This is a genomic window from Streptomyces sp. NPDC026672 (genome assembly GCF_040638185.1).
GTDB lineage: Bacteria > Actinomycetota > Actinomycetes > Streptomycetales > Streptomycetaceae > Streptomyces.
On sequence record NZ_JBEZXS010000023.1, the window covers coordinates 18,098 to 40,200 of the forward strand.

Genomic DNA, 22,103 nt, shown 5'->3' on the forward strand with positions numbered 1-22,103 from the left:
GTGCGACGATCGAGCGGTCAGGCGCCGGCCAGCCTGCGGCGGTCGGAGAGCGTCGGCAGGTGACCGGTCGTCCCACCGTCGACGTAGATCAGTTGGCCGGTGATGAACTTCGACTCGTCCGACGCGAGGAAGACGACCGCGTGGGCGACGTCGACCGGCTCCCCGGGCGTGCTGAGCATCTGGGAGTCCAGGACCAGCTTCGCCGGGGTCACGCTCTCCAGGCGGTGCGCGGGGGCGCCCGGACGGGCGGGCGGCGGGATCAGTCCCGGGGCCAACGCGTTGCTGCGGATACCGAGATGGCCGAACGAGGTGGCCATGTGCTGCGTCAGGTAGTTGATCGCCGCCTTGCTCGTGCCGTAGGCGACCATGGTGAGTTCTCCGCCCGCGGCCTGGATCGACGAGGTGTTGATGATCGATCCGCCGCCGGACCGGGCCATCACGGGAACGGCGTGCTTGGCGCCGAGGAACACGCCGCCCGCGTTCACCTCGATGGTCCGCATCAGGTAGTCGCGGCTGACGCCCAGCACGTCCGTGTCCTGGAGGACCCAGTCGGCGCTCATCAGCCCGGCGTTGTTCCAGAGCACGTCGAGCCGTCCGTACGTCCCGGTGGCGAGCGCCACGACACCCGCGACGTCGTCCTCCACGCCGACGTCACCGACGTACGGCGTGACGTCGAAACCGTCCTCCGTGAGCTCCTTCGCCCGCTCGGCGACGGTCGGGGACAGGTCCATCATCACGACGCGGGCACCCTCGGCCGCCATCGCCCGCACTCCGGCGAACCCCAGGCCACCGGCCGCACCGGTGGCGATCACGACCTTGCCCTTCAAACGGTCCATACGGAACCCTCCTCGGGATAGTTGAAATTTCAGCACCGGATGCGACGATAGCATTGGGTGCTGAAATCTCAACCAACTCCGAAGAGGTCACGATGGCTGAGCCCCGCTGGCTGGACGACGAGGAACAACGGACGTGGCGCAGCTTCCTCATGGCCAGCCGGCTGCTGTTCGACCGGCTGGAGCGAGACCTGAAACAGGACTCGGACCTCTCGTTCGCCTACTACGAGATCCTCTCCAGGCTCTCGGAGGCGCCCGGTCGCTCGATGCGGATGGCCGACCTCGCGGCGGCGTGCGTCTTCGACCGCAGCAGGCTGAGCCACGCCGTCGACCGCCTGACGCGTGACGGCTGGGTCCGCCGCGTACCGTGCCCCTCGGACACCCGTGGCCAACTGGCGCAACTCACCGACGAGGGCATGGAGAAGGTCCGACGGACCGCCCGCGACCACGTCGAGCGCGTCCGGACCCTGCTGTTCGACCGCCTCACCCGAGAACAGCAGGCCGACCTGCGCGAAGCGAGCGAAGCGCTCGCCACGGGCATCGTCGACATGCCGAAACTCCTGTCCATGGGCTGGCCGTCAACACCCTGACCAGCAGCTCCCCCGCCCCGGGATACACTGCTCGGCCCCACCCCGACCGGAGGTCGTCCCAGTGTTCCCGTTACGGGTACTTGCCGGTGCCCCGTTGGCCCTGGTGGTTCTCACCCTGTCCGGCTGCTCCTCCTGGGGCTGCACCGACACGACGGCGAAGCGCGGTGAGGCCGGTGTGAGGGTGCAGGTCGTGAACACGTACGGGCAGCGCTCCGGCGTCACCGCCGAGGTCGTCGACTGGCGCCTGGAGCCCCACCCGCAGGAGCCCTCCGAAGGCGACCGGGTCCACTTCGACTACCGCTTCGATGGCGCCGACGAATATTCCGGCCCCGCGGTGGACGCCTGCGCGGTCGACAAGAAGCGGGTGGCATTGGGGTGCCTGACGATCCATTCGTCCGCGGCGCGGCCCCGGCCGGACGGTGCCCGCCGCACGGGCGACGACTGGCTCTTCGTCGAACACCCCGAGCGGGTCGCCGGAGTGCTGGTGATCCCCAACGACCAGTCCTACAACCGACGAACCTGCGACGAGGACGTCAAGGACGGCGGCGGACCACATCCCCCGGAACCAGCGACCGAGGGCGACCAGTTGTAGGAGACCAGGGCGGTCGAACTCACGACACGGGCCTGCCGACACCCCGGTGCCTGCGCCGAGGTACGTCGACGTCCAGAACGCCCATCCGGTCGGTCTCCCGTGTCATCCGCGCGCCGTCGGGCCCTCCCGGCTCGGTCCGGCCGGTCGGCCGGTCGGCCGGTCAGAGTACGGCGAGTCGGCTCACCAGTAGTTCCGTTCTGCGTTCGGTGTCCTCCGGTGGTAGCCGTCCCGCTCGGGTCAGGGTCGCCAGGCCGTGCAGGGCCGCCCAGAACACCTCGGTGAACAGTGCCGGGTGGACGCCGTCGCCGGTGGCCTCCGTGAGGGTCTCCAGCAGGGCGGCGAAGGCGTCCTTCAGAGGTTCCGGGGTGGCCTCGTCCGCGAACGCCAGGCCGCCGTCGAGCTGGAACATCGCGTCGTAGACCGCCGGGTTGCGTGCGGCGAAGTCGAGGTAGGCGCGGGCGAGGGCGGTGACCCGGGCACGCGGGCCGTCCGCGGCTGCGGTCGAGGCCCGCAGCGCCGCGGCCATCTCTGCGGCGCCCTGGAGAGCGACGGCGCCGATGATCTCCCGCTTGCCGCGGAAGTGGCTGTAGAGGACGGGCTGGCTGTATTCGATGCGCTCCGCGAGGCGGCGGGTGGTGACCGCGTCCCAGCCCTGCCGCTCGGCGAGTTCACGGGCCGTAGCCAAGATGAGGCGCTCGCGGTCCGCCCGTTCGCGCTCCTTGCGTTCCTGTACCGACATGATTCGATCCTAGCACCGCTAGACAATCGAGCGGCATTAGAACTAGCGTTGACTCATCAGCTAGCGGCGCTAGATCCCAGGAGGGGTCGTCATGCTCGACGCACTCGAGATCGTCACCACCGTGGTCGTCGGAGTGATGGTGGGGGTGGAGTTCTCCGTCGCCTTCTTCGTCAACCCGATCCTCAACGCGCTCCCCGGCGACAACGCCCTGCGCGGCCGCACCCACGGGGCCCGGCTGCTCGGTGCCGTGATGCCGTTCTGGTACGTCGCCTCGCTCGTCCTCGCCGCCGTCTGGGCCGTCGCCGGACGGCACCACCCCGGCACCGGCCTCGTCGTCACCGCCGCCGCGCTGCTGATCCTCAGCGTGATCATGTCGATCCTGCTGCTCGTCCCGATCAACAACCGGGGCAGGACGTGGACCACCGAGAACCTGCCCGCCGACTGGAAGGAGCAGATGAACCGCTGGGACCGCTACCACTACGTCCGCGTCGCCGTCGTCATCGCCGCCTTCGCCCTGCTGGTCACCGCCCTCACCTGAGCCGATACGCGCGCTGGTTGCCGGCAAGGGTCCTCCTCCGCACGGGCCTCGATCAGGTCGGCCGGCCGGTGCAGCACCCGGGCGCGGTCGCGGGGCCGGAACTCGCACCACGGACCCTCGAAGGCGCGTCGGGCCGCGGCGACGGCCAGGCCGACGTCGGCGGCGGCGCCGCGTGCGAGCGGAGGAAGTGCGCGGCCGATGGTCGGATCGACCGACTCCACGGTCTCGCCGGACGGCGCATCGACCCACGCGCCGTCGATCGGCAACTGCCTGGCACGCCCGGTCGTGAACTCCGGGATCGGGCACTCGCCCCCGCAACTCCTCCTCGTCATCGCCCGCTCATCCAGGCGTCGGCCGCCGGTCACGACATGACGGGAATCTCCGATCCTCGTCAGGCACTTGGCCCTCGTTCGTCATCCGGCGTCCGCCCGGCCCCGGCCGCCCCTGGCTAGCGTCGTCGCTGTTCGCATCACCGACCAGGGAAGACCCCCATGTGCAAGCACGGTGACACCCCGTCCCAGGAGACGACCGGACAGAGTCGACGAGGTTTTCTGCGCAACGCGGCGCTGGCCGGCGCGGGAGCGGCCACGGTGGGCGTCGGCGCGTCCGCACTCGGCGAAGCGCCCGCGTCCGCCGCCGAGAACACCGAAAGCTCCAAGACCGGTAGGACCGGCTCGTGGAGACCGGATCCGACCGCCCTCCGGTTCACTCTCGCGGTCATGCCCGACACCCAGTTCCTGTACTGGGGCAGCCAGGACAGCGTCGATCGGACGCCGCAGGAGGAGTCGTTCCGCTACATCGTCGACAACAGCGCGGACCCCGACAACAACATCGTGTTCATGGCGCACCTCGGTGATCTGACCCAGGACGCCGACCCGTTGTCGTTCCAGCAGGTCGACAAGGCGTTCGGCGTGCTCGACGCGCACGGTGCCGCGTACAGCGTGCTGGCCGGCAACCACGACGTGAGCGGCGACGACAGCCGCGGCGACACGGCGTACCTGCGGACCATGGGCCCGCAGCGGTTCAAGCGCTCGAAGACGTTCGCCGGATCGGACCCGACCGGCTACAACACCGCGCACATCTTCCAGGCCGCCGGCCGCTCCTGGCTGGTACTGGCCCTGGACTGGCGGACCAGCGACCAGGGTTTCGCGTGGGCCGACGGCGTCATCAAGGCCCACCCGAAGATGCCGGTGATCCTCACGACGCACGACCTCGTCTACTCCAACTACGATGACAACGTTTTCCCGTACGAGTCCGGCGACCCGGAGAACAACGCCGTGCTCTCCGACTACGGCCGGACGGTCTGGGACAAGCTGATCGACGACAACGACCAGATCTTCCTGACCCTCAACGGCCATTACTGGCCGCCCGCCCGTACGACCGGGAAGAACGCCGCGGGCAACGACGTGCACCTGCACATCACGAACTACCAGAACCGCTACTTCGGTGGCGGCGCCATGATCCGGCTGTACCACTTCGACCTCGCCCGGAACACGATCGACGTCGAGACCATCAACCCGTGGATCCTGGCGCAGGACCCCGAGTCCCGCAGCGAGTTGGCCGCCGAGCACGCCCGGATCACCGGCCCGGTCGACAACTTCTCCCTGTCGATCGACTTCGAGGAGCGGTTCTCCGGCTTCGCCCCGGTTCCGGTGCGGCCCGCGCGTCCGGCCAACAGGGAGTTGGTGAAGGGCACGTTGGCGTACTGGCGGTTCGACGGGCAGGGCGCGCCCGGCACCGCGCTCACCGCGGGCCAGACGGTCCACGACCTGTCCGGCAAGGGCAACGACCTGACGGTGGTGACCCTGCCGGGCACGGCGGCCGACGCGCTGACCTGGTCCGCCGACCACCACCCCGACCAACCGGCGCACGCCAGCCTGAAGTTCGTCGGTGGCAGGAACCCGCTCCACGGCTCGTACCTGACCACCGGGGCGAAGGCTCCGCTGAACACCGAGACGTTCACGTCCGGGTACACGTTCGAGACGTTCGTGATGATGCCGCTCGACTGGGACGCCGGCAACAACGGCTGGGCGGCGATACTCAGCCGCCGGGGTTCGGCCGGGGCCGCGGGCAAGCACGGCAGGAACACCGACCCGGACGAGCCCCTGGTCCAGTTCGCCATCTCGAACAACGGCCGCGAGCCTCAGTTCAACCACTACCCGCTCAACGACACCTACCCGACGACCAACTGGGGTCACGGGCTGGTCGAGCTCAAGTGGTGGCACCTCGCGGTGGTCAACGACGGGCGCTACACGAGGCTGTACGTCGAGGGCGCTCCCGTCGTCGACAACCCGCGCCGCGAGTCGGTCGGCCTCACCTCGCTCGGACTGCCCTGGCTGGTGGGCGGCCACGAGAACGCGGGCGCCGTCGACATCGTCTTCCACGGCAACGTCGGCGACATCCGCATCGTCGACCGCGCCCTGTCCCCGCGCGAGTTCCTGACCGCCGGATGAGCCGGCGTCTCCCGGCCCCGGCCCACCCGCCGGGGCCGGGAGACCCCCGCCGGGCATCACCCTGGGCAGCCGCAGCATGCTCTTCGTTCCTGTCCTGCTTCGTCCACGCCGAACCGGCCGGCGTGGTCCGGGATGCCATCCTTCCCGCGGGCCGATGACGCCCGGGGCGGGGTAGGTTCGGTCCATGTCCGAGTTGCAGCGGCTGCGCGCCGAGCACGCGTCGGCCGTCCTGGCCTTCGAGTTGGCCAACCGCGGGTACTTCGCGGCCACGGTCTCCGACCGCGGTGACGCCTACTTCGACCGGTTCGCCGAGCGGCACGAGGCCCTGCTGGCCGAGCAGGAGGCGGGTGTCTGCGCCTTCCACGTGCTCGTGGACGGGGACGGCTCGGTGCTCGGCAGGTTCAACCTCGTCGACATCGAGGACGGCGCGGCGTCACTCGGCTACCGGGTCGCGGAACACGTGGCCGGCCACGGCGTAGCGACCGCGACCGTCCGGGAGTTGTGCGAAGTGGCGGCGGCCCGGTACGGGATACGCACCCTCAGGGCGGCCGTCGCCCACGGGAATGTCGCGTCCCGGAAGGTTCTGGTCAAAGCCGGGTTCGTCCCGGTCGGCCCGGCCGATCCGGCCGATCTCGGCGGACGGCAGGGCACCTGGTACGAACGTGGGAGCGGGCCGTCAGACGGAGCGGTCGGTGGGCAGCGGGTTCCTGGGCAGCGGGGACGCCGCGGCGAGGCCGGGTCCGATCAGGAGGGGTCCGGGGGCGAAGGCCCAGGCGTCCGGGGTGCCGGCGACCGGGGCCAGCAGGACGCCTACGCCGACCGCGGCGAGGGTGAAGCCCGCCATGACGAGGGTGCGTTGGGCGCGCCACCTCGCCCACCCCGCAGGCGGCCATGAACCGGGTGGCCGACACCGCGATGTCCGAGAGGTACAACCGCCGGCCCGTGGCCTCAGCTTCGGCTTCGGCTTCGGCCGGAAGATCCGCGGCGCGCCGGAACGGCCCGCTCGAAGCGGACCGTCCTGACTTTCGGCACACGTGCGTGTGCACCGCCGCGCGCATCCCAGGCACCGGCAACCGTCTCCGCGTGTCGCCGACGGCCTCCCCGCGTCGGTGATCGAGAACAAGACAGCTGGTGAGAGCTAGTGCGCGGGGCCGGGATCACATGTTGATCAAGGACCTTCCCCGGGTCGCGCAAGTACCGTGCCGGGTCTGTCACGGAACGGGCGCGACCGGTCGGCACGCCGTGTCGGCCCACCCGCGGCGCACGCCCCCGCGATCCGATTGTGACTGTCCGCATTGGATCTAGTGCGGTGAGTAACTATCCCTTTATGGTCAAAGCGACGCCAACACCGCATCCATGGAGGATTCATGGCAAGCATCCGTACTCGCCTGGCCATGCTGGGTTCGACCGCGGCTCTCGCCGCAGGCGCCCTCGCGCCGGTGCAGCTCGCCGGGGCGCAGCACGCCGCCGCGGCGGCGACCTACCAGTGGGTCGCCCTGGGCGACTCCTACACCGCCGGGGTCATCCCGGCCGCGGGCGACACCTTCGAGGTCCCCCGTGACGGCTGCGAGCGCACCGACCAGTCCTACCCGCAGGTCGTCGACCGCGACCTCGGCTCGCTCTTCGACCTGACCAACGTCAGCTGCGGCGCCGCGACCGTCGAGCACGTCACCTTCCGGGCCCAGGAGCCGATCGGCCGCCACCTGCCGCCGTTCTCCGAGGACCCGGACTACCCCTTCCCTGCCGTACCTCCCCAGTCCGCCGCGGTGGGACCCGGCACCGACGTGATCACCGTCGGGGCGGGCGGCAACAGCCTCGGTTTCGCCGACATCCTCTTCCAGTGCCTGCAACTCGGCGCGGGCAGCGGCGGCGTGGGCACACCGTGCCGGGACGAGCTGGCCGCGGACGTCCCCGGCCGGCTGAACAAGGTGAGCAGAGACTACGACGAGATGCTCACCGTGCTCCACGAGCGCGCCCCGCACGCGAAGATCCTCACCGTCGGCTACCCCACGGTCATCCCCCAGGACACCTCCAAGTGCCGGTACAACGACCTGGAGCAGTTCGCGTCCATCACCCGGGGCGACCTGGACTGGCTGCGCGAGTCGGTCCTCGGCCCCCTCAACACGGCCATCGAGAAGTCGGCCGCCGCCCATGACTCCGCGAGCTTCGTCGACCTCCACGACTCCTCCCGGAACCACAGCGTCTGCGACACCGGCAAGTGGGTGGACGGCGTCTTCACCCGCGTCCCCGATCAGCCGGCCCTCGTGCACCCCAACGCCAGGGGCCACCGCAACGCCGCCGATCACGTGGCGGCGGCGATGCTGAACACCATCGGCGTGGACTGATCCCCACCCGGCGTCCCGCGCGCGACACCGTGGCCAACCGCCTCCGGAATCAGGGCCGGAGGCGGTTCCGCACGTCCGTGTGCCGTCCGGCCTTCGCTCACGGACGCCGCGCCAGGAAGACGAACTCCCGTCCTGGCCGGTCGGGTGCGTCGCGCACGTCCTCCAGCACATAGCCGTGGTCGAGCAGGTCCCTCTCGACCTCCTGCCGCTCCCGGAAGCGCAACGTCGAATCCGAGGTGAGCACCCGACCGTCCGCGGCGAACACATAGGTCTGGCGGAACGTGACCAACGGCAGGCAGACGTCGACGAGTTCGACCCAGTACTCGACGGCGCCGACGCCCGGCACCTCCGTCACACGGTAGGAGTCCGCGCGGTTCCACTCCTCCCAGCCACACCTGGCCGGGTCGCGGGTCTCGAAGACGAGACGGCCGCCGGGCCGCAGCGCTTCGTGGGCTCCCCGCAGCGTGTGGTGCCAGACCGACGGTTCGACGACGGCCTGGGCGACGTTTCCCGTCATGGTCGCGAGGTCGACCCGCAGCGGCGGCAGGTCCCTCGCGTCGCCGTGGATCCAACGGACCCGCTCACCGCCCGGTTTGGCACGGGCGACATCGAGGGACGCCCGGGCGGGATCGACGCCGACGACCTCGTACCCGCGGTCGGCCAGGAGCAGCGCGAACACTCCTGTGCCGCAGCCGATGTCGAGCACTCGGCGGGCCTCGAACTCCTGCGCCGTCCGGAGGTACGCGTCGAGATCGCCGCGGTCGGGGTCGAGCGGGTCGTAGACCGCGGCGAGCCGCGGATGCGCGAAGCAGTCGTCGGCCATGCGGCCGAAGGTACGCGGAACGAGGCGCGAAAAGCCACGCCGCAGCGATGACTTCGCGCTGCGCGGAGAGTCTGACCACCGTTGTCGAGAGAGTGAGGGATCACGGGTGACCACTGGCGAAGACAAGAACGAAACGGCTCCGGACGGCGAGATCAAGGCGCTCCTCAGGGCCTTGCGCGGGCAGCGGCGCCATGTCCTGGGCATCCTCGACGGGCTCGACGAGGACGCCCTGCGACGGCCCGTGCTGCCCTCCGGATGGAATTGTCTGGGACTGGTCCAGCACCTCGCGCTGGACGTCGAGCGCTTCTGGTTCCGGGCGGTCGTCGCCGGGGACGAGGAGGTCATCAGCGGACTGCCGAGCGGCGACGAGGCATGGATCGTGGCTCCGGGAGTCCCGGCCGCCGACGTGCTCGACCACTACCGGCGGGAGACGGAACTCGCCGACGCCGTCGCCGAGGCCGGCTCGGCCGATACGGAGCTCGCCTGGTGGCCCCATGACCTGTTCGGCGAGCCGCACCTGCACACGCTGCGAGACGTCCTGCTGCACGTCATCACCGAGACCGCGTGCCACGCCGGTCACCTCGACGCGGCCCGGGAACTCATCGACGGCCGCCGCTGGCTGGTCCTCACCTAGGGCCCGTCTTCAAAGAAGGTCTGGGTGGTGGATCAGGGAGGACCGGCAGGTCATCAACGGGATGGTCGGCAAGATCCGCACGGGGATCTCCTGGCGTGACCTGCCGGAACGCTACGGACCGTGGAAGACGGTGTACACCCGGTTCCGCCGGCACGCGCTGGACGGCGTGTCCACCCGGGCCCTCCAGCAGGTCCAGGCTCATGCGGACGGGGTCGGAGACATCGACTGACTCATCCGGATCGACTCCACCATCGTGCGTGCCCACCAGCACGCCGCTGCCACCGGCCGAAAAAGGGGGGATCCACACGCACGACGCGGGGCCGTCCGGCAGAACCTGGCTCGTCAGCGTGGCGTGGCGGCTTCGGAGTTCCCTGGTACCCGGCCACACTCTGATCGCGCCCACTCTGCGGAATCAACGGACTCCCCGTGACCGCGCGTATCGCCCAAGACCCCGTCCGCAGTGGACGCCGCCCTTCCCCCACCCGTTCCGAACTCGGAGGAGCCCCCTGGTGCCCAGCGACAAAAGGGCCATCGAGTGCCCGTTCGATTTCAGTGAGGTACTTGAGTTCGATCCCGCGCTTGCCGACCTGATGCGACGGGATACCCCTGCCCGCATCAGACTTCCCTACGGCGACGCCGACGCCTGGATCTTCACCGGCTTCGACGCCGTTAAAAGGGTGACCACGGACCCCCGGCTGAGCCGGGCAGGCATCACCGCCCACGACTACCCCCGGCTGACGCCGGAGCCCATCGTCTCGCCCGAGTCGATCAACGTCATGGACCCGCCGCACAGCAGCCGTGTCCGCCAACTGGTCTCGCAGGCGTTCACCCAGCAGCGGGCCGATGAGATGCGACCCCGGATCGTCCGACTCGCGGACAGCCTTCTGGACGAGATGGAGGAGCACGGTCCGCCGGCCGACGTGGTGGAGATTCTGGCCGACACGCTTCCCCAGCACACCGTCATGGACCTTCTCGGCGTCCCGCGCAAGGACTGGGCGCGCATGCAGGATTCCGTGCGCCGGCTGCTGGTCGTCGACGCCGGCACCAAGGAGACCGCCATGACGGCCAAGGCCGACCTCACGTCCTACTTCGGTGAACTCGTCCAACAGCGCCGGAAGTCACCGGGCGAAGACCTCATCAGCCTGATGGCCGAAGCCCGGGACGGCGAGGACTGCCTCAGCGACCGGGAACTGGCGATCATCGCCCTGACCCTGGCGCTCAGCGGGCAGGACACGGCGACCTGCCAGATCAGCAACATCGTCTACTTGCTCCTCACCTGCCCCGAGCCGGCCGAACACCTCCGGCGCCGACCCGAGGATCTGACCGGAGTGCTGAACGAGATGCTCCGCTACATCCCGTTCCGCAAGGGCGTCGGAATCCCCCGGCTGGCTCTCGAGGACCTGGAACTGGGCGGCGCGCAGATCCGGGCGGGAGACTTCGTCCACGTGTCGTACCTCGCGGCCAACCGCGATCCGGAGCGCTATCCGAACCCGGACGTCATCGACATCCACCGGCCCAGTCGTCCGCACATGACGTTCGGCTGGGGTGGACACCGCTGCATCGCCGTGCCCCTGGCCATGGCAGAACTCGAAGTGGCCATCGGGCGGCTCCTGGAGCGCTTCCCCGGACTGCGGCTGGCCGTGCCGCCGGAGGAAGTGCGCTGGGACACCGAGACGATCCGGCGGTTTCCCCTGAAGCTGCCCGTGGTCTGGTGAACCGGCGCTCGCCGCTGGCACCCGGCAGCCCCGCCGCGCCCGTGCCGCCGTGTCGGCCGCGGCTCGCTCACATGGTGCGCAGGCGCGGTCGGCGAAGGTGATCAGCCACTCGAAGCTCTCGTCGATGTCGGTGCCCCACTGGAAGCCGCCCGCCGCCTGCAACGTGGCGAAGCCGTGGCAGAGGCTGCGGAGCAGGCGCAGGGCGTGGTTCACGTCGGACTCCGCGATCTCGTAGCCGCGCAGGACCGCGAGGAACGCGCCGAGCAGCCGCTCGCCCGCGGTGGCCACCGGATCGTCCGGACCGGACGGCTCCACTCCGATGGTCGCGGCGTACCGGCCGGGGTGCTCCAGGACGAAGGCCCGGAAGGCACGCGCCGCCGCGGCCAGCGCGTCGCGGCCCGCGTATCCCTGGACCGCGCCCCCGACGGCGTCGGCGGCCTCGTTCAGCGCGAGGGCCGCGATTCGGCGGTTGAGGTCCTCCTGGCCGTCGACGTGCTTGTACAGGGACGGGGTGCGCACCCCCACCCGCTCGGCCAGCAGCCCCATCGTCAGGTGCGCCAGGCCCACTTCGTCGGCGAGGGCGGCGCCGGCCGCGACCACGGCCGACGGGTCGAGGCCGGCCCTGGGCACGGGCGGCGTCCGAGCGGAGGAAGGAGAGCATGAGCGACACCACCTGGTCGGGGAACTGGTCGTGCGGATAGTGACCGGCGCCCCCGATCATCTCAAGGCGGCCCAGGCCGGAGGGCAGCGCGTCCACGATCGCCGAACCCTCGGCGCGCGGGTCGGCCCAGTCGGGGTCGAGCGTGCCCATCACGACGAGGACCGGGCGGCGGACGTTGCCGAGCTGTGCGCCGGCGTCGGTCGGGGCGCTGCGGCCCATGCCCTGCATGGCCTTCATCCGGCCCGGCTCGCGCATCAGGGAGTCGACACGGCCGATCCGCGCGTCCCAGTCGGCCGGCCTCACCCCGGGACAGGCCACGTCGAGGTACGAGCGCCACAGCGGCACGCTGCCGAGCACCCCCGTGCCCAGCAGCCGCAGCATCCCCTGCCGCATGCGCTTCACCCGCAGGTCACCGAGGTGGATCGACTGCTTGCGGGTGAACGGCGCCAGCTCGACGACGGCGGTGACCAGCGAGGGCTCGCGCGCCGCGGCAATGGTGGCGGCGCCGCCGGAGATCGAGTGGCCGACGAGCACGGCCGGGCCGCCCAGGTGACGGACGACGGCGAGCAGGTCACCGGCGATGTCGGTACGGCTCCAGGCCGGCCAGTCGACGCTGGACTCGCCGCAGCCGCGGTTACCCCCACGGCCCGCTTGGCTAACTTTGTTGGCCAAAAGCCAATGTGGTTGTCCGAGCTTGTCAACGACGGGACGGGGCACCCGAAGGTTCGCCCGGTGTTGATCAATGGCGGGCGACGGCCGTGGGCGGCCGCTCACGCAGGGAGAGGGATGACCATGACGCTGTCGGCCGAGAAGGAGTTGCGTGCCGCGCTGGCCCGGTTCGCCGAGGTGCGCATCGAGCACGACGTGCGCCCGACCGGCCGTACGAGCCGCGCCCTGGAGGACGCCACCCGCACGTTGTGCGTGATCACCGGGGCCGGCACCGCCGAACAGGCACTGCTCGCGGCGGACGGACTGATGGACCAGTACCGCGCGGGCCGTACGGGCGCCGCGCGGGAGGACGAGACGCTGGCGGCGTAGCGGTGCACTAGTCTCCGGGGCGGCCCGCGTCGCGGTACTCGCTCGGTGTCATGCCGGTGGCGGCGCGGAAGGCGCGGGTGAAGTCGGACGGTCTCGGATACCCCCAGCGCAGGGCGACGGCGGCGATGGAGAGGTGCCGGTCGGGGTCGACCAGGTCCCGTCGGCAGCGGTCGAGGCGCTGCTGCCGGATGACGCCGCCGACCGTGGTGCCGTGCTGCTGGAAGATGCGGTGCAGATAGCGCGTGGAGATGAAGTGCGCCTCGGCCACGGCGCCCGGCGTGAGCCCCGGGTCGTTCAGGTGCGTGGTGATGTAGGCGCTGATCTGCTCGACCAGCGCACGTCTCCGTGGACCGGCCGGCATCACGCTCGTGCGGTCGGCGTGGTGGGCGAGCACGGCGGCGGTGAGGTCGACCGCGGTGCCGCCCAGCCGGACGCGGTCGCCCGGGGCGAGGTCGGCGTGTGTGTCGACGAGCCCGGTCAGCAGCCGGCTCAGCACCTGCCCGACGCCCGTCTGCCCCGGGATCACCGTTCCGCACAGCGGCGCCACCGCCTTCTCCGACAGCGGCAGCAGACGCCGGGGGAACTGGAGCAGCATGGCGCGCGCTCCGGGCAGACCCGGGCCCGCGACGGCGGTGAACGGTCTGGAACTGTCGTAGAGGAGCAGGTCCCCGGGGCCGAGCGGAGCGTACGTCCGCGCCTGTTCGATGCTCTGGCGGCCGGCGACGGTCAGCGCCAGTTGGTACATCTCGGGATCGGACTGCCGGATGAGCCGCGCCGTGCGCTGGGACGACAGCGGTGTGTAGGACATCAGCGAGAGCTGGACCGGGCCGAGCGCCATGGTCTCGATCCGGGCCTGGACCCGGTCGGGGTCGAGGAAGTTGATGCGGGTGGGGAGCAGGGACTGCCGTGTGGCCTCGGACCACGCGGCGGTCCGGTCCACGGGTGGCAGATGAGCCGTGTCCAGCACGGTGGTCAGCATGACGTCCTCCGGGTGGTGCCGCCGGGCGGGGCGGATGTGACGGAGATCGGGTCTTCGCCCGCCCACGCACACGACCCTCGCGGGTGCACAGTCATCCCGATAAGTGCGTTGTGCGCCAAGTTGAGTGCACTGAGCGCTCGTTACACGGACGGGGTCCGACGGCAGGCTGATCCCCGGGCGGCCCGAGTGGGAGCCACCCCCCACCACTGCGGAAAGGACACCATGCGACCGAGTACTTTGATGAGGACACTCGTCAGCGCCACCGCCGTCGTCGGAATCGCCGCCGGAACCCTGGCCGCGGGCGCGGGCCTCGCCGCCGCCCAGCCGGCCGCGAAGCCCGCCGCGGTGAGCGCCCAGGACTTCTCGATCCTCGCGGTGAACAACCTCGGCCTGAACACCACCCAGGCCAAGAACTGGCAGTGCTGGCTGCGCGACACGGGCTACAGCCCCGGCGCGATCGACGGGCAGTTGGGCACCAACAGCTGGAAGGCGGCGCAGAGAAAGTTCAACGACCTCGGCCTCGGTGCCGGCACCGTGGACGGCGTCGTGGGCCCCAACACCGTCAGGGCGCTGCAGCGCTACCTGAACATCTTCGGCTACAACCTCGCCGTCGACGGGGACGCGGGCCCCGCGACCAGGGCCGCGTTCGCGGACTTCAACTCCACCGGCTGCTGAGCCGGTTCGGACCGTCACGCGCGTCCGGCCGGGCCGGTTGCCTTCAACCGCCCGGCCGGACCGGCGAGAACGGGCCGCCTACTCGCACTCGGCGGCGGACAGGGAGTCCAGGGTCGTCGCCGCCTCCAGCGAGACCAGGCGCGCGTTCTGCAGCGCCGCGACCTCCCAGCGGCCGTTCTGCCGGACCACGGCGAGGAGTTGCATGGAGCGGCGACTCGGAAGCGGTTCCTCCTCACCCGGCATCAGCAGGCTGACACGGTGGTGCACCACGCCCCAGCCCGGCTGGACGATCCGGGCGAACGGCACCTCGCCCCCGACGAGCCGGGACCCCTTCAACACCGTGTCGAAGACCGGCTGGTGGAACGCGATCATCTCCGCGCGCCCCTTGTGGAGGGTGCCCTCGAAGTCCACGAACTCGGCGTCGTGCGCGAAGTCGGAGAAGAACGCGGCGGCGTCACCCCGGTTCCACGCCTCGTTCATCCGGGCCGGGACGGCGCTCATCGCCTCGACGGACTGTTCCATGCGATCACCTCTCTGCGCTGTTCAGCCGCCATCCTCTCCGGGCCGGTCGGCGACCGCATTGACCGTCCGCGCACGGCTGTTGGACCTGAGCGCCGCGGCGCCGCAGCCGTACGCGGCCTTGAACAACCGGCTGAAGTGTGCCGGGTCGGCGAACCCCCAACGGGCGGCGACGGCCGCGACGGTGTCGTCAGTCCGGATCAGGTCCGCGTGGCACCGCGCCAGACGCCGCTGCCGGATGAGGGCCGCCACGGTCAGCGGCTCGTCCTCGAAGAGCCTGTGCAGGCGCCGTACGGACATGTGGTGCGCCGCGGCCACCGTCGCCGGGGTGAGAGCACGGTCGGACAGTCGCGCCTCGACGAAACCGACGATCCGCGCGCGCAGCGCCTCGTCGGGAGCCGGGCGCTCGTCGCCCAGCTGAGCCGACAGCGCCACCGCGATCAGCTCGATCACCGCGGCGGCCGACCTGGCCGCCTCGTCGGCGCGGAACCCGGTCAACGACCGCGCCATGTCCCGCGCGAGCGAGGACACCAGGGCCCCCGGGCCGTGGTCGCCGCGCACGCGTACCCCGGCCAGCCGGTCGGCGTCCCGCGGCCGGAGCCGCAGCGAGCGCCGCGGCACCAGCAGGGTCACGCTGGTGGTCTCGGTGCTGGCGAAGCGGACCAGCCGTACCGGGTCGATCAGGACCAGGTCGCCGGGTCCGAGCGTGGCGGTGCCGCGCCCCTGCTCGGCGTGCACCCACCCGTGCGTCAGCAGGTCGATCTGCCACAACTCGGCGTCGGCGGCGCGGGCGGAGCGGCCGTCCCGGAAGCACTCGCCCTCCGGGGTCTCCAACTCGACCAGCCGTATGGGCCCCAGGTCGCGGGCGACGACACCGGCGCGGAAGCCGTCGGTGGCGTGCCGTCGGCTGAGCAGCGGCGGCACACCGCTCGCCGCGAGCCTCTGCGCGAAGGCGTTGATGCCGGTCATGCGGCACCGGGGCGCGGAACCCCGCGTAACGCCGCTGGCGGGACGACCGGGCGGGTCGGTTCGCACCGGGCGCGGCCGTGGGGCCTGTACCGGTGACATCGCGGGCCTCGCATGGGCCCATCCTCCCAAGGTCCTGGCCGCGTGTGTCACACGGCCGGAAGGGAATGGCCACGGCTCGCGGCCCGAGCGGGTGGGAGAGCCCGGCGACCGTCGAGAGGGCCACGGCCTCCCCCGGCGGCCACACCGCCCACGCCCACCGGGCCCGCCGCAGTCGCGGTCCCGAGGAGTCCGGGTCCCCGGTACGGCGGTCCTACGCCGTGGGCGGGAAGTCGGCGGATCGGCTCGTCCCGGCCCACTTCTCCGTCTCCGCCTCGCGGACCCGGCCGGCTTCGAGGGCCGCGGTGACGGCCTGGGCGCCGAGCAGGAGGCGGCGCGGCGGGTCGTCGTGGTGGACGACGTCGAGGATGGCCTTCGCGGCGCGCGCAGGGTCACCGGGCTGCGTGCCGTCGTTCTCCCGCCGGTACGTGTTCATCGCGCCGACCGTCTCCTCGTAGTCGGCCCCGACCGCGGACAGCCGCATGGACGATCCCTGCCAGTCCGTACGGAACGCGCCCGGCTCGACGATGATCACCTTGACGCCGAAGGGGGCCACCTCGGCGGCCAGGACCTCGGAGAAGCCCTCCACGGCGAACTTCGCGCTCTGGTAGGCACCCATGCCCGGGGTGCCGCCCACCCGGCCGCCGACCGAGGAGAACTGGACGTAGACGCCGGAGCGTTGCTCGCGCAGCACGGGCAGGGCGGCCCGGGTGACGTTGACGACTCCGAAGAAGTTGGCCTCGAACTGGGCGCGGAAGTCGTCCTCGGCCATCTCCTCGATGGGGGCGCTGTTGGCGTAGCCGGCGTTGTTCACCACGACGTCCAGCCCGCCGAAGGTGTCGACGGCCGCCTGAACCGCGGCGCGCGCGGCGGCGGCGTCGGTGACGTCCAGCGGAACGGCGCGGATCCGCTCGCCGTACCGGGCGACCAGGTCGTCGAGTTGCCGCGGGCGCCGGGCCGTCGCCACCAATCGGTCACCGGACTCGAGAACCGCCTCCGCCAGCCGGCGCCCGAACCCCCTGGACGCACCGGTGATCAGCCAGATACCAGCCATGATCGACCCCTTTCCTCCTACTTCGACACATGGGGAACGTCAGTCGTGCGCGGGACCGCGCCCGAGGTGGCGCGCTCGGCCCCGATGCCGTGGAGCACGGCGTCGACGGCCACGTCCGCCGCGCGGGCGGTGCCGAGGTGCGGCAGGTTCTGCGACACCTCGCGCACCAGCAGCGGGACGAGGGAAGCCGCCCATCCCGGCGGGAGGCCGGGACGGAGCAGTCCCTCGTCGGCGGCGCGCCGGAAGAACGCCTCGACGTCGCGCAGGATGCGGTCGCGCCGCGCGCGGGACGGGGCGTCGGCCAGCATGCGGGTGAGGTCGACGGGCCAGGTGCGGTTGACCTCGACGACGCCCTCGACGAAGCGGCGCAGGGCCACCTCGACGGGCGCCTCGCGCAGCCGGGCCCGTGCGATCACCTCCTCGATCGCACCGAGCCGGGCTTCGTAGACCGAGAGCAGGAGCGCCTCGCGGCAGGCGAAGCGGCGGTGGACGGTACGGCGGTCGACGCCGGCCGCCGCGGCGATGCTCGCGATGCTCGCGCCCGGGTCGACGGCGAGGAGGCGCGCGCCGGCCGTCAGGACGGCCTCCATATTGCGTGCCGCGTCAGCTCTCACCACGGAAGAGTATCCCCGGGGTGCCCGTTTTAGAACTTAGCTCCACCATGAAGTGGCTCGATCCAATAGAAGTGCTACATTGAAGTGACAGTTAAGCTGAGTGCTGGATGAGTACCGAAAGGAAGACGTCATGCCGACCTACGACCGGCTTTTCATCGGTGGTGTCTGGACCGAGCCGAGCAGTGCGGAGTTGCTGGACATCGTGTCGCCGCACGACCGGTCCGTGATCGGGCGTGCCGCGCAGGCGCGGCCGGCCGACGTGGACCGGGCGGTGGCCGCGGCGCGTGCCGCCTTCGACGAGGGCACCTGGCCGCGGACCGCGCCCGCGGAGCGTCTCGCGCTGGTGCGGCGGTTCAACACGTTGCGCGAGGAGAGCGCGGCGGAGATCGCGGCGTTGATCTCGGCGGAGAACGGTTCGGCGGGCTGGTTCACGCTGGCCGGCCAGCCGGGGCTGACCCGGCAGGCCAACGCCTACTTCGCGGCGGCCGAGGAGTTCGGGTGGGAGGAGACGCTCAGGGCCTCCGACCCCGCCGCTCCGTTCCGCAGTGTGGTGCGCCGTGAGGCGATCGGGGTCGTGGCGGCCGTCATCCCGTGGAACTCGCCGTTCTCCGCCGCCACCGCCAAGATCATCCCGGCGTTGCTCGCGGGCAACACCGTGGTGCTGAAGGTGTCCCCGGAGAACTCGCTGAGCATGGGCTTCCTCGCGGGACTTCTGGAGCGGTCGGGGCTGCCCGAGGGAGTGATCAGTGTGCTGCCCGCGGACCGTGAGACCAGTCAGTACCTGGTGTCGCACCCGGATGTCGACAAGATCGCCTTCACCGGTTCGACCCGGGCCGGCCGCATCATCGCCTCCCTCGCGGGGCAGCAGCTCAAGCGCGTGAGCCTGGAGCTCGGGGGCAAGTCGGCCGCGCTGATCCTGCCCGACGCCGACATCCCGGCGGCGGTGCAGGGCCTGAAGTTCGGCTCGCTGCTCAACAACGGCGAGGCGTGCATCGCCCAGACCCGTATCCTCGCTCCCCGCGCGCGGTACGAGGAGGTCGTCACCGCGCTCAAGGACCTCGTCGAGTCGCTGAAGGTCGGCAACCCTTCCGAGCCGGACACCTTCATCGGCCCGATGGTCCGCCCCGACCAGCAGCAGCGGGTGCGCGACTACATCACGCTCGGCATCGAGGAGGGCGCCCGACTCGTCACCGGCGGCCCCCAGGTCCCCGAAGGTCTGGAGGCGGGCAACTACGTCACCCCGACCGTCTTCGCCGACGTCGACAACTCCATGCGCATCGCCCAGGAGGAGATCTTCGGCCCGGTCCTGGTGGTCATCGCCTACGACGACGAGGACGACGCCGTGCGCATCGCCAACGACTCGGAGTACGGCCTCTCCGGCGGCGTCTGGTCCGCCGACCCCGAGCACGCCCTCGCGGTCGCCCGCCGGCTGCGTACCGGCACCGTCACCGTCAACGGCGCCCCCATCGGCTTCGACGGGCCCTTCGGCGGCTACAAGTCCAGCGGCGTCGGCCGTGAGTACGGCGCCGTCGGCCTCGGACAGTACGTCGAGTACAAGACCGTCACCCTCTGAACACCGGAACCGTCGCCCCCTGGGGCGAGTTCACGGTCACCCGCCGACCGGAGGCGGATGCCGTGGGGCCGGGCAGGTCCGCCGACGTGCCCGGCCCCGCCCGTGCCCGCCCCCCTGCCTCTCCCGTGTTCCACCGCCGGACCTCGGTCCGCCCGATCCGCCCGATCCACCCGATCCACCTGGTACCCCCGCTACACCCGCCCGTTCCCGAAGGCCCTCCCCATGTCACACGTCCGCCCGTCCGCACCGACCGCACCGGCCGCCCCCGGAGTGGCGGCGGCGATGACCGCCCTGGTCCTCGCCGTGCTGCTCGCCGCCCTCGACCAGACCATCGTCTCCACCGCCCTGCCCCGCATCGCCGAGGACCTGAACGGCTTCGACTCCATCGCCTGGGTCAGCGCGGCCTACCTCCTGGCCTCCACCGCGGCAACTCCCCTGTGGGGCAAGCTCGGTGACATGTTCGGGCGCAAGCGCCTCTACCTCGCCTCCACCGGCCTCTTCCTCGTCGCCTCCGCCGCCTGCGGCCTCGCCCGGACCCTCCCCGAACTCATCGGCGCCCGCGCCCTCCAGGGCATCGGCGGAGGCGGCATGATCGTCCTGACGTTCGCCCTGGTCGGCGATGTCGTCGCGCCCGGTGAACGCGGCCGGTACCAGGGCATGTTCGGGTCCGTCTACGGCGTCGCGAGCATCGTCGGCCCGCTCCTCGGCGGCGTCTTCACCGACCAGCTGTCCTGGCGGTGGGCCTTCCTGATCAACCTTCCCGTCGGGGCGGTGACGCTCGTGATCGCGGCCCGCGTCCTGCCGCCCGGGGTCAGGAGGGCGACCGCACGCGTCGACCACGCCGGTGCGCTGCTGCTGGCGGCCATGGCCACCGGGATCGTGCTCGTCACCTCCTTCGGACACCGCTGGGGCTGGGGCTCCCCCGGCATCATTGGCCTGATCGCCGCCACCGTGGTCCTGGGCGCCCTGCTGCCGGCCGTGGAGCGCCGCGCCGCCGCGCCCGTCCTGCCGGTGACGATGCTCGCCTCCCGCACCGTGGTCTTCGCGTCCCTGATCGGATTCGTGGCCAACGCCGCGATGTTCGGTGTGCTGGTCTATCTGCCCACGTACCTCCAGATCGTGGACGGTGTCTCGGCCACCCTGTCGGGGGTGCACCTGCTGCCCCTGGTCGTCGGCCTGGTCGTCAGCCAGTCCCTGGCCGGACGGTGGGCGGCGCACGTCGAACGGCTGCGCCCGATCCTGCTCACCGGGCTGCTCCTGAACGTCGTGGGGCTGCTGCTCCTGGGCACGGTGCACTCCGGTACGTCCGCGGTGGTCCTCAGCGGCTATTTCCTCGTCACGGGAATCGGCATCGGCATGGTGCCCATGGTCGTGCTCACCACGGTGCAGAACACGGTGGCCGCCGAGGACATCGGAGCGGCCAGCGCGGTCGTCACCTTCGCCCGTTCCATCGGAGCGGCGTTCGGTGTGGCGGTCTTCGGCACCCTGCTGACCGGCAGTTTCACCCACCGGCTGCGCCAACTGCCGTTGCCCGCCGCCTTCGACCCGTCCCGGCCGGAAACGATCGCGGCACTGCCCGCCGCCGTCCGGCCCGCGGTGCTCGACGCCTTCGCCCACGCCACCGGCACCGGCTTCCTCTGGCTGACCCCGCTCGTCGCCACCGGCACGGTCCTGGCCTTCTTCCTGCGCCCGGGCCGCGAGGACACGGCCGCTCCCGCGCGGCAGACGACCGTGTCCTCCTCGTCCCGGTAGTCACGTGGGGCCTGATGGCGGCAACCGGGGTCAGAGTGCCGGCGGGCCCGCCTCGATGCGGCGCAGCACCGCGGGCAGGCGGTCCAGGTCGGGGCCGGTCTGCAGCTGGCGTTCGTCCCACCAGGTGGCGCCGGCGTCGCGCAGCGGGGCGATCACGTCCCTGGCCCTGGCCGGGTCCGTGGGCGTGGCACCACCGAGGACGAGCTCAAAGGGCCGGTCGGTACCGGCCGTACGGTGCTCACGCACGTAGCCGATCAGGTCCCGGACCTCCGCCACGTCCGGCACCTGGCCGTGCCTGGCCGTCTCGAACAGCGGCACCGCGCCGTCCCAGCGCGCCGCCCGCCGCATGGGAGCGCGGCGTGGCCAGAAGCCGCCGATCCACACCGGCGGGCCGGGCCGCTGCGCGGTGGCGGGCAGCAGCGTCACGTCCGTGACCTCGTAGTGGCGGCCGTGGTGGTCCACGCGCTCGCCCGACCAGAAACGCCCCAGCAGTTCCAGTCCCTCGTCGAGCCGCTCGGCCAGGACAGGGGGCTCCGCGGTGTCGCCGAAGCTCTGGTACTCGTCCTCGATCGGGCCGCCGAGACCGGCGGCGAAGATCACCCTGCCGTCGCTGAGGTGGTCCAAGGTCGCCACCTGGCGGGCGAGTTGCTGCGGACGGTAGCGCGGGACCGGCGTCAGCAGCGGGCCCAGACGGATGCGCGAGGTCGCGAGCGCCGCCGCCGTGAGCAGCATCCAGGGGTCGCCGAAGGGACGCCCCTGGTGCCGCCGGTGCAGGATGTGGTCCCAGACGAAGAGTCCGTCCCAGCCGGCCTCCTCGGCGGCTGCCGCGACGGTCGCGACGTTACGGGGGTCGGCGAAGTCGCCGAAGTTGGGGATGTTGATGGAGAAGCGCATCCCAGCAGGATGGGCAG

General features: G+C 71.4%; 22 protein-coding genes and 3 pseudogenes. 13 read left to right on the forward strand and 12 right to left on the reverse strand.

The window, feature by feature from the left end; translation table 11 throughout:
- Nucleotides 1-17: 17 nt before the first annotated feature.
- Complete coding sequence (locus AB0F77_RS25290; protein ID WP_361952919.1) at nucleotides 18-836, reverse strand: SDR family oxidoreductase; 819 nt, start codon at nucleotides 834-836, stop codon at nucleotides 18-20.
- Between the two features lie 92 nt (nucleotides 837-928).
- On the opposite strand from AB0F77_RS25290, the gene AB0F77_RS25295 reads away from it, so the two are divergent.
- Nucleotides 929-1,423, forward strand: coding sequence for a MarR family transcriptional regulator (locus AB0F77_RS25295; protein WP_361952922.1), 495 nt, complete (start codon nucleotides 929-931; stop codon nucleotides 1,421-1,423).
- A 61-nt stretch (nucleotides 1,424-1,484) separates the two neighbouring features.
- Nucleotides 1,485-2,015, forward strand: coding sequence for a hypothetical protein (locus tag AB0F77_RS25300; RefSeq protein WP_361952925.1), 531 nt, complete (start codon nucleotides 1,485-1,487; stop codon nucleotides 2,013-2,015).
- Between the two features lie 160 nt (nucleotides 2,016-2,175).
- On the opposite strand, the gene AB0F77_RS25305 is transcribed toward AB0F77_RS25300, so the two are convergent.
- Nucleotides 2,176-2,754, reverse strand: coding sequence for a TetR/AcrR family transcriptional regulator (locus AB0F77_RS25305; protein ID WP_361952927.1), 579 nt, complete (start codon nucleotides 2,752-2,754; stop codon nucleotides 2,176-2,178).
- Nucleotides 2,755-2,845: 91 nt separating this feature from the next.
- Between AB0F77_RS25305 and AB0F77_RS25310 the strand changes: the two genes are divergently transcribed.
- On the forward strand, nucleotides 2,846-3,292 hold the full coding sequence (locus AB0F77_RS25310; protein ID WP_361952930.1) for a DUF1772 domain-containing protein: 447 nt from the start codon (nucleotides 2,846-2,848) through the stop codon (nucleotides 3,290-3,292).
- Here the strand turns inward: AB0F77_RS25310 and AB0F77_RS25315 are convergent.
- A complete protein-coding gene (locus AB0F77_RS25315) occupies nucleotides 3,232-3,624 on the reverse strand; it encodes an aldehyde dehydrogenase family protein (protein ID WP_361952933.1) in 393 nt (130 codons plus the stop codon). The genes AB0F77_RS25310 and AB0F77_RS25315 overlap by 61 nt on opposite strands.
- 159 nt (nucleotides 3,625-3,783) lie before the next feature.
- On the opposite strand from AB0F77_RS25315, the gene AB0F77_RS25320 reads away from it, so the two are divergent.
- From AB0F77_RS25320 to AB0F77_RS25330, 3 genes and pseudogenes are all read left to right on the forward strand, one after another.
- Nucleotides 3,784-5,745 (forward strand): LamG-like jellyroll fold domain-containing protein, encoded by a 1,962-nt coding sequence (locus AB0F77_RS25320; RefSeq protein ID WP_361952936.1) that lies wholly within the window; start codon nucleotides 3,784-3,786, stop codon nucleotides 5,743-5,745.
- Nucleotides 5,746-5,929: 184 nt separating this feature from the next.
- Nucleotides 5,930-6,409: pseudogene (locus tag AB0F77_RS25325) on the forward strand (GNAT family N-acetyltransferase); the annotation flags it as partial.
- Between the two features lie 703 nt (nucleotides 6,410-7,112).
- A complete protein-coding gene (locus AB0F77_RS25330; protein WP_361952939.1) occupies nucleotides 7,113-8,090 on the forward strand; it encodes an SGNH/GDSL hydrolase family protein in 978 nt (325 codons plus the stop codon).
- Between the two features lie 97 nt (nucleotides 8,091-8,187).
- Here AB0F77_RS25330 and AB0F77_RS25335 read toward each other — a convergent pair whose 3' ends face one another.
- A complete protein-coding gene (locus tag AB0F77_RS25335; protein WP_361952942.1) occupies nucleotides 8,188-8,913 on the reverse strand; it encodes a class I SAM-dependent methyltransferase in 726 nt (241 codons plus the stop codon).
- Between the two features lie 106 nt (nucleotides 8,914-9,019).
- Here AB0F77_RS25335 and AB0F77_RS25340 point away from each other — a divergent pair, with 106 nt between their 5' ends.
- The 3 genes from AB0F77_RS25340 (at nucleotide 9,020) to AB0F77_RS25350 (ending at nucleotide 11,262) form a co-directional block, all read left to right on the forward strand.
- Entirely contained in the window at nucleotides 9,020-9,547 is a 528-nt protein-coding gene (locus AB0F77_RS25340; protein WP_361952945.1) for a DinB family protein, read from the forward strand.
- A gap of 31 nt (nucleotides 9,548-9,578) precedes the next feature.
- Nucleotides 9,579-9,776, forward strand: a complete 198-nt coding sequence (locus AB0F77_RS25345) for a transposase (protein WP_361953255.1) — start codon at nucleotides 9,579-9,581, stop codon at nucleotides 9,774-9,776.
- 280 nt (nucleotides 9,777-10,056) lie between these two features.
- The gene (locus AB0F77_RS25350; RefSeq protein WP_361952948.1) at nucleotides 10,057-11,262 is read left to right on the forward strand and encodes a cytochrome P450; all 1,206 of its coding nucleotides are present in this window, start codon (nucleotides 10,057-10,059) and stop codon (nucleotides 11,260-11,262) included.
- Between the two features lie 84 nt (nucleotides 11,263-11,346).
- Here the strand turns inward: AB0F77_RS25350 and AB0F77_RS25355 are convergent.
- Both AB0F77_RS25355 and AB0F77_RS25360 read right to left on the reverse strand, forming a co-directional pair.
- Nucleotides 11,347-11,862, reverse strand: a pseudogene (locus AB0F77_RS25355) (TetR-like C-terminal domain-containing protein); the annotation flags it as partial.
- Between the two features lie 25 nt (nucleotides 11,863-11,887).
- Nucleotides 11,888-12,556, reverse strand: a pseudogene (locus tag AB0F77_RS25360) (alpha/beta hydrolase); the annotation flags it as partial.
- 159 nt (nucleotides 12,557-12,715) lie between these two features.
- Here AB0F77_RS25360 and AB0F77_RS25365 point away from each other — a divergent pair.
- On the forward strand, nucleotides 12,716-12,961 hold the full coding sequence (locus AB0F77_RS25365) for a DUF5133 domain-containing protein (protein WP_361953258.1): 246 nt from the start codon (nucleotides 12,716-12,718) through the stop codon (nucleotides 12,959-12,961).
- 7 nt (nucleotides 12,962-12,968) lie between these two features.
- Here AB0F77_RS25365 and AB0F77_RS25370 read toward each other — a convergent pair whose 3' ends face one another.
- The gene (locus tag AB0F77_RS25370; protein ID WP_361952951.1) at nucleotides 12,969-13,940 is read right to left on the reverse strand and encodes a helix-turn-helix domain-containing protein; all 972 of its coding nucleotides are present in this window, start codon (nucleotides 13,938-13,940) and stop codon (nucleotides 12,969-12,971) included.
- Between the two features lie 240 nt (nucleotides 13,941-14,180).
- Between AB0F77_RS25370 and AB0F77_RS25375 the strand changes: the two genes are divergently transcribed.
- On the forward strand, nucleotides 14,181-14,615 hold the full coding sequence (locus tag AB0F77_RS25375) for a peptidoglycan-binding domain-containing protein (RefSeq protein WP_361952953.1): 435 nt from the start codon (nucleotides 14,181-14,183) through the stop codon (nucleotides 14,613-14,615).
- Between the two features lie 78 nt (nucleotides 14,616-14,693).
- Here the strand turns inward: AB0F77_RS25375 and AB0F77_RS25380 are convergent, their stop codons facing one another.
- The 4 genes from AB0F77_RS25380 to AB0F77_RS25395 all read right to left on the reverse strand — a co-directional run bounded on the left by AB0F77_RS25380 (nucleotide 14,694) and on the right by AB0F77_RS25395 (nucleotide 17,843).
- Entirely contained in the window at nucleotides 14,694-15,137 is a 444-nt protein-coding gene (locus AB0F77_RS25380) for an SgcJ/EcaC family oxidoreductase (protein ID WP_361952956.1), read from the reverse strand.
- A gap of 21 nt (nucleotides 15,138-15,158) precedes the next feature.
- Nucleotides 15,159-16,103, reverse strand: a complete 945-nt coding sequence (locus AB0F77_RS25385) for a helix-turn-helix domain-containing protein (protein ID WP_361952959.1) — start codon at nucleotides 16,101-16,103, stop codon at nucleotides 15,159-15,161.
- A 310-nt stretch (nucleotides 16,104-16,413) separates the two neighbouring features.
- Nucleotides 16,414-17,253, reverse strand: a complete 840-nt coding sequence (locus tag AB0F77_RS25390) for an oxidoreductase (protein ID WP_361952962.1) — start codon at nucleotides 17,251-17,253, stop codon at nucleotides 16,414-16,416.
- A 17-nt stretch (nucleotides 17,254-17,270) separates the two neighbouring features.
- Nucleotides 17,271-17,843 (reverse strand): TetR family transcriptional regulator, encoded by a 573-nt coding sequence (locus AB0F77_RS25395; protein ID WP_361953261.1) that lies wholly within the window; start codon nucleotides 17,841-17,843, stop codon nucleotides 17,271-17,273.
- A 154-nt stretch (nucleotides 17,844-17,997) separates the two neighbouring features.
- On the opposite strand from AB0F77_RS25395, the gene AB0F77_RS25400 reads away from it, so the two are divergent.
- Entirely contained in the window at nucleotides 17,998-19,440 is a 1,443-nt protein-coding gene (locus tag AB0F77_RS25400) for an aldehyde dehydrogenase (RefSeq protein WP_361952965.1), read from the forward strand.
- A gap of 222 nt (nucleotides 19,441-19,662) precedes the next feature.
- On the forward strand, nucleotides 19,663-21,192 hold the full coding sequence (locus AB0F77_RS25405; RefSeq protein WP_361952968.1) for an MDR family MFS transporter: 1,530 nt from the start codon (nucleotides 19,663-19,665) through the stop codon (nucleotides 21,190-21,192).
- A gap of 30 nt (nucleotides 21,193-21,222) precedes the next feature.
- Here the strand turns inward: AB0F77_RS25405 and AB0F77_RS25410 are convergent, their stop codons facing one another.
- The gene (locus tag AB0F77_RS25410) at nucleotides 21,223-22,086 is read right to left on the reverse strand and encodes an LLM class flavin-dependent oxidoreductase (protein ID WP_361952971.1); all 864 of its coding nucleotides are present in this window, start codon (nucleotides 22,084-22,086) and stop codon (nucleotides 21,223-21,225) included.
- Between the last annotated feature and the right edge of the window lie 17 nt (nucleotides 22,087-22,103).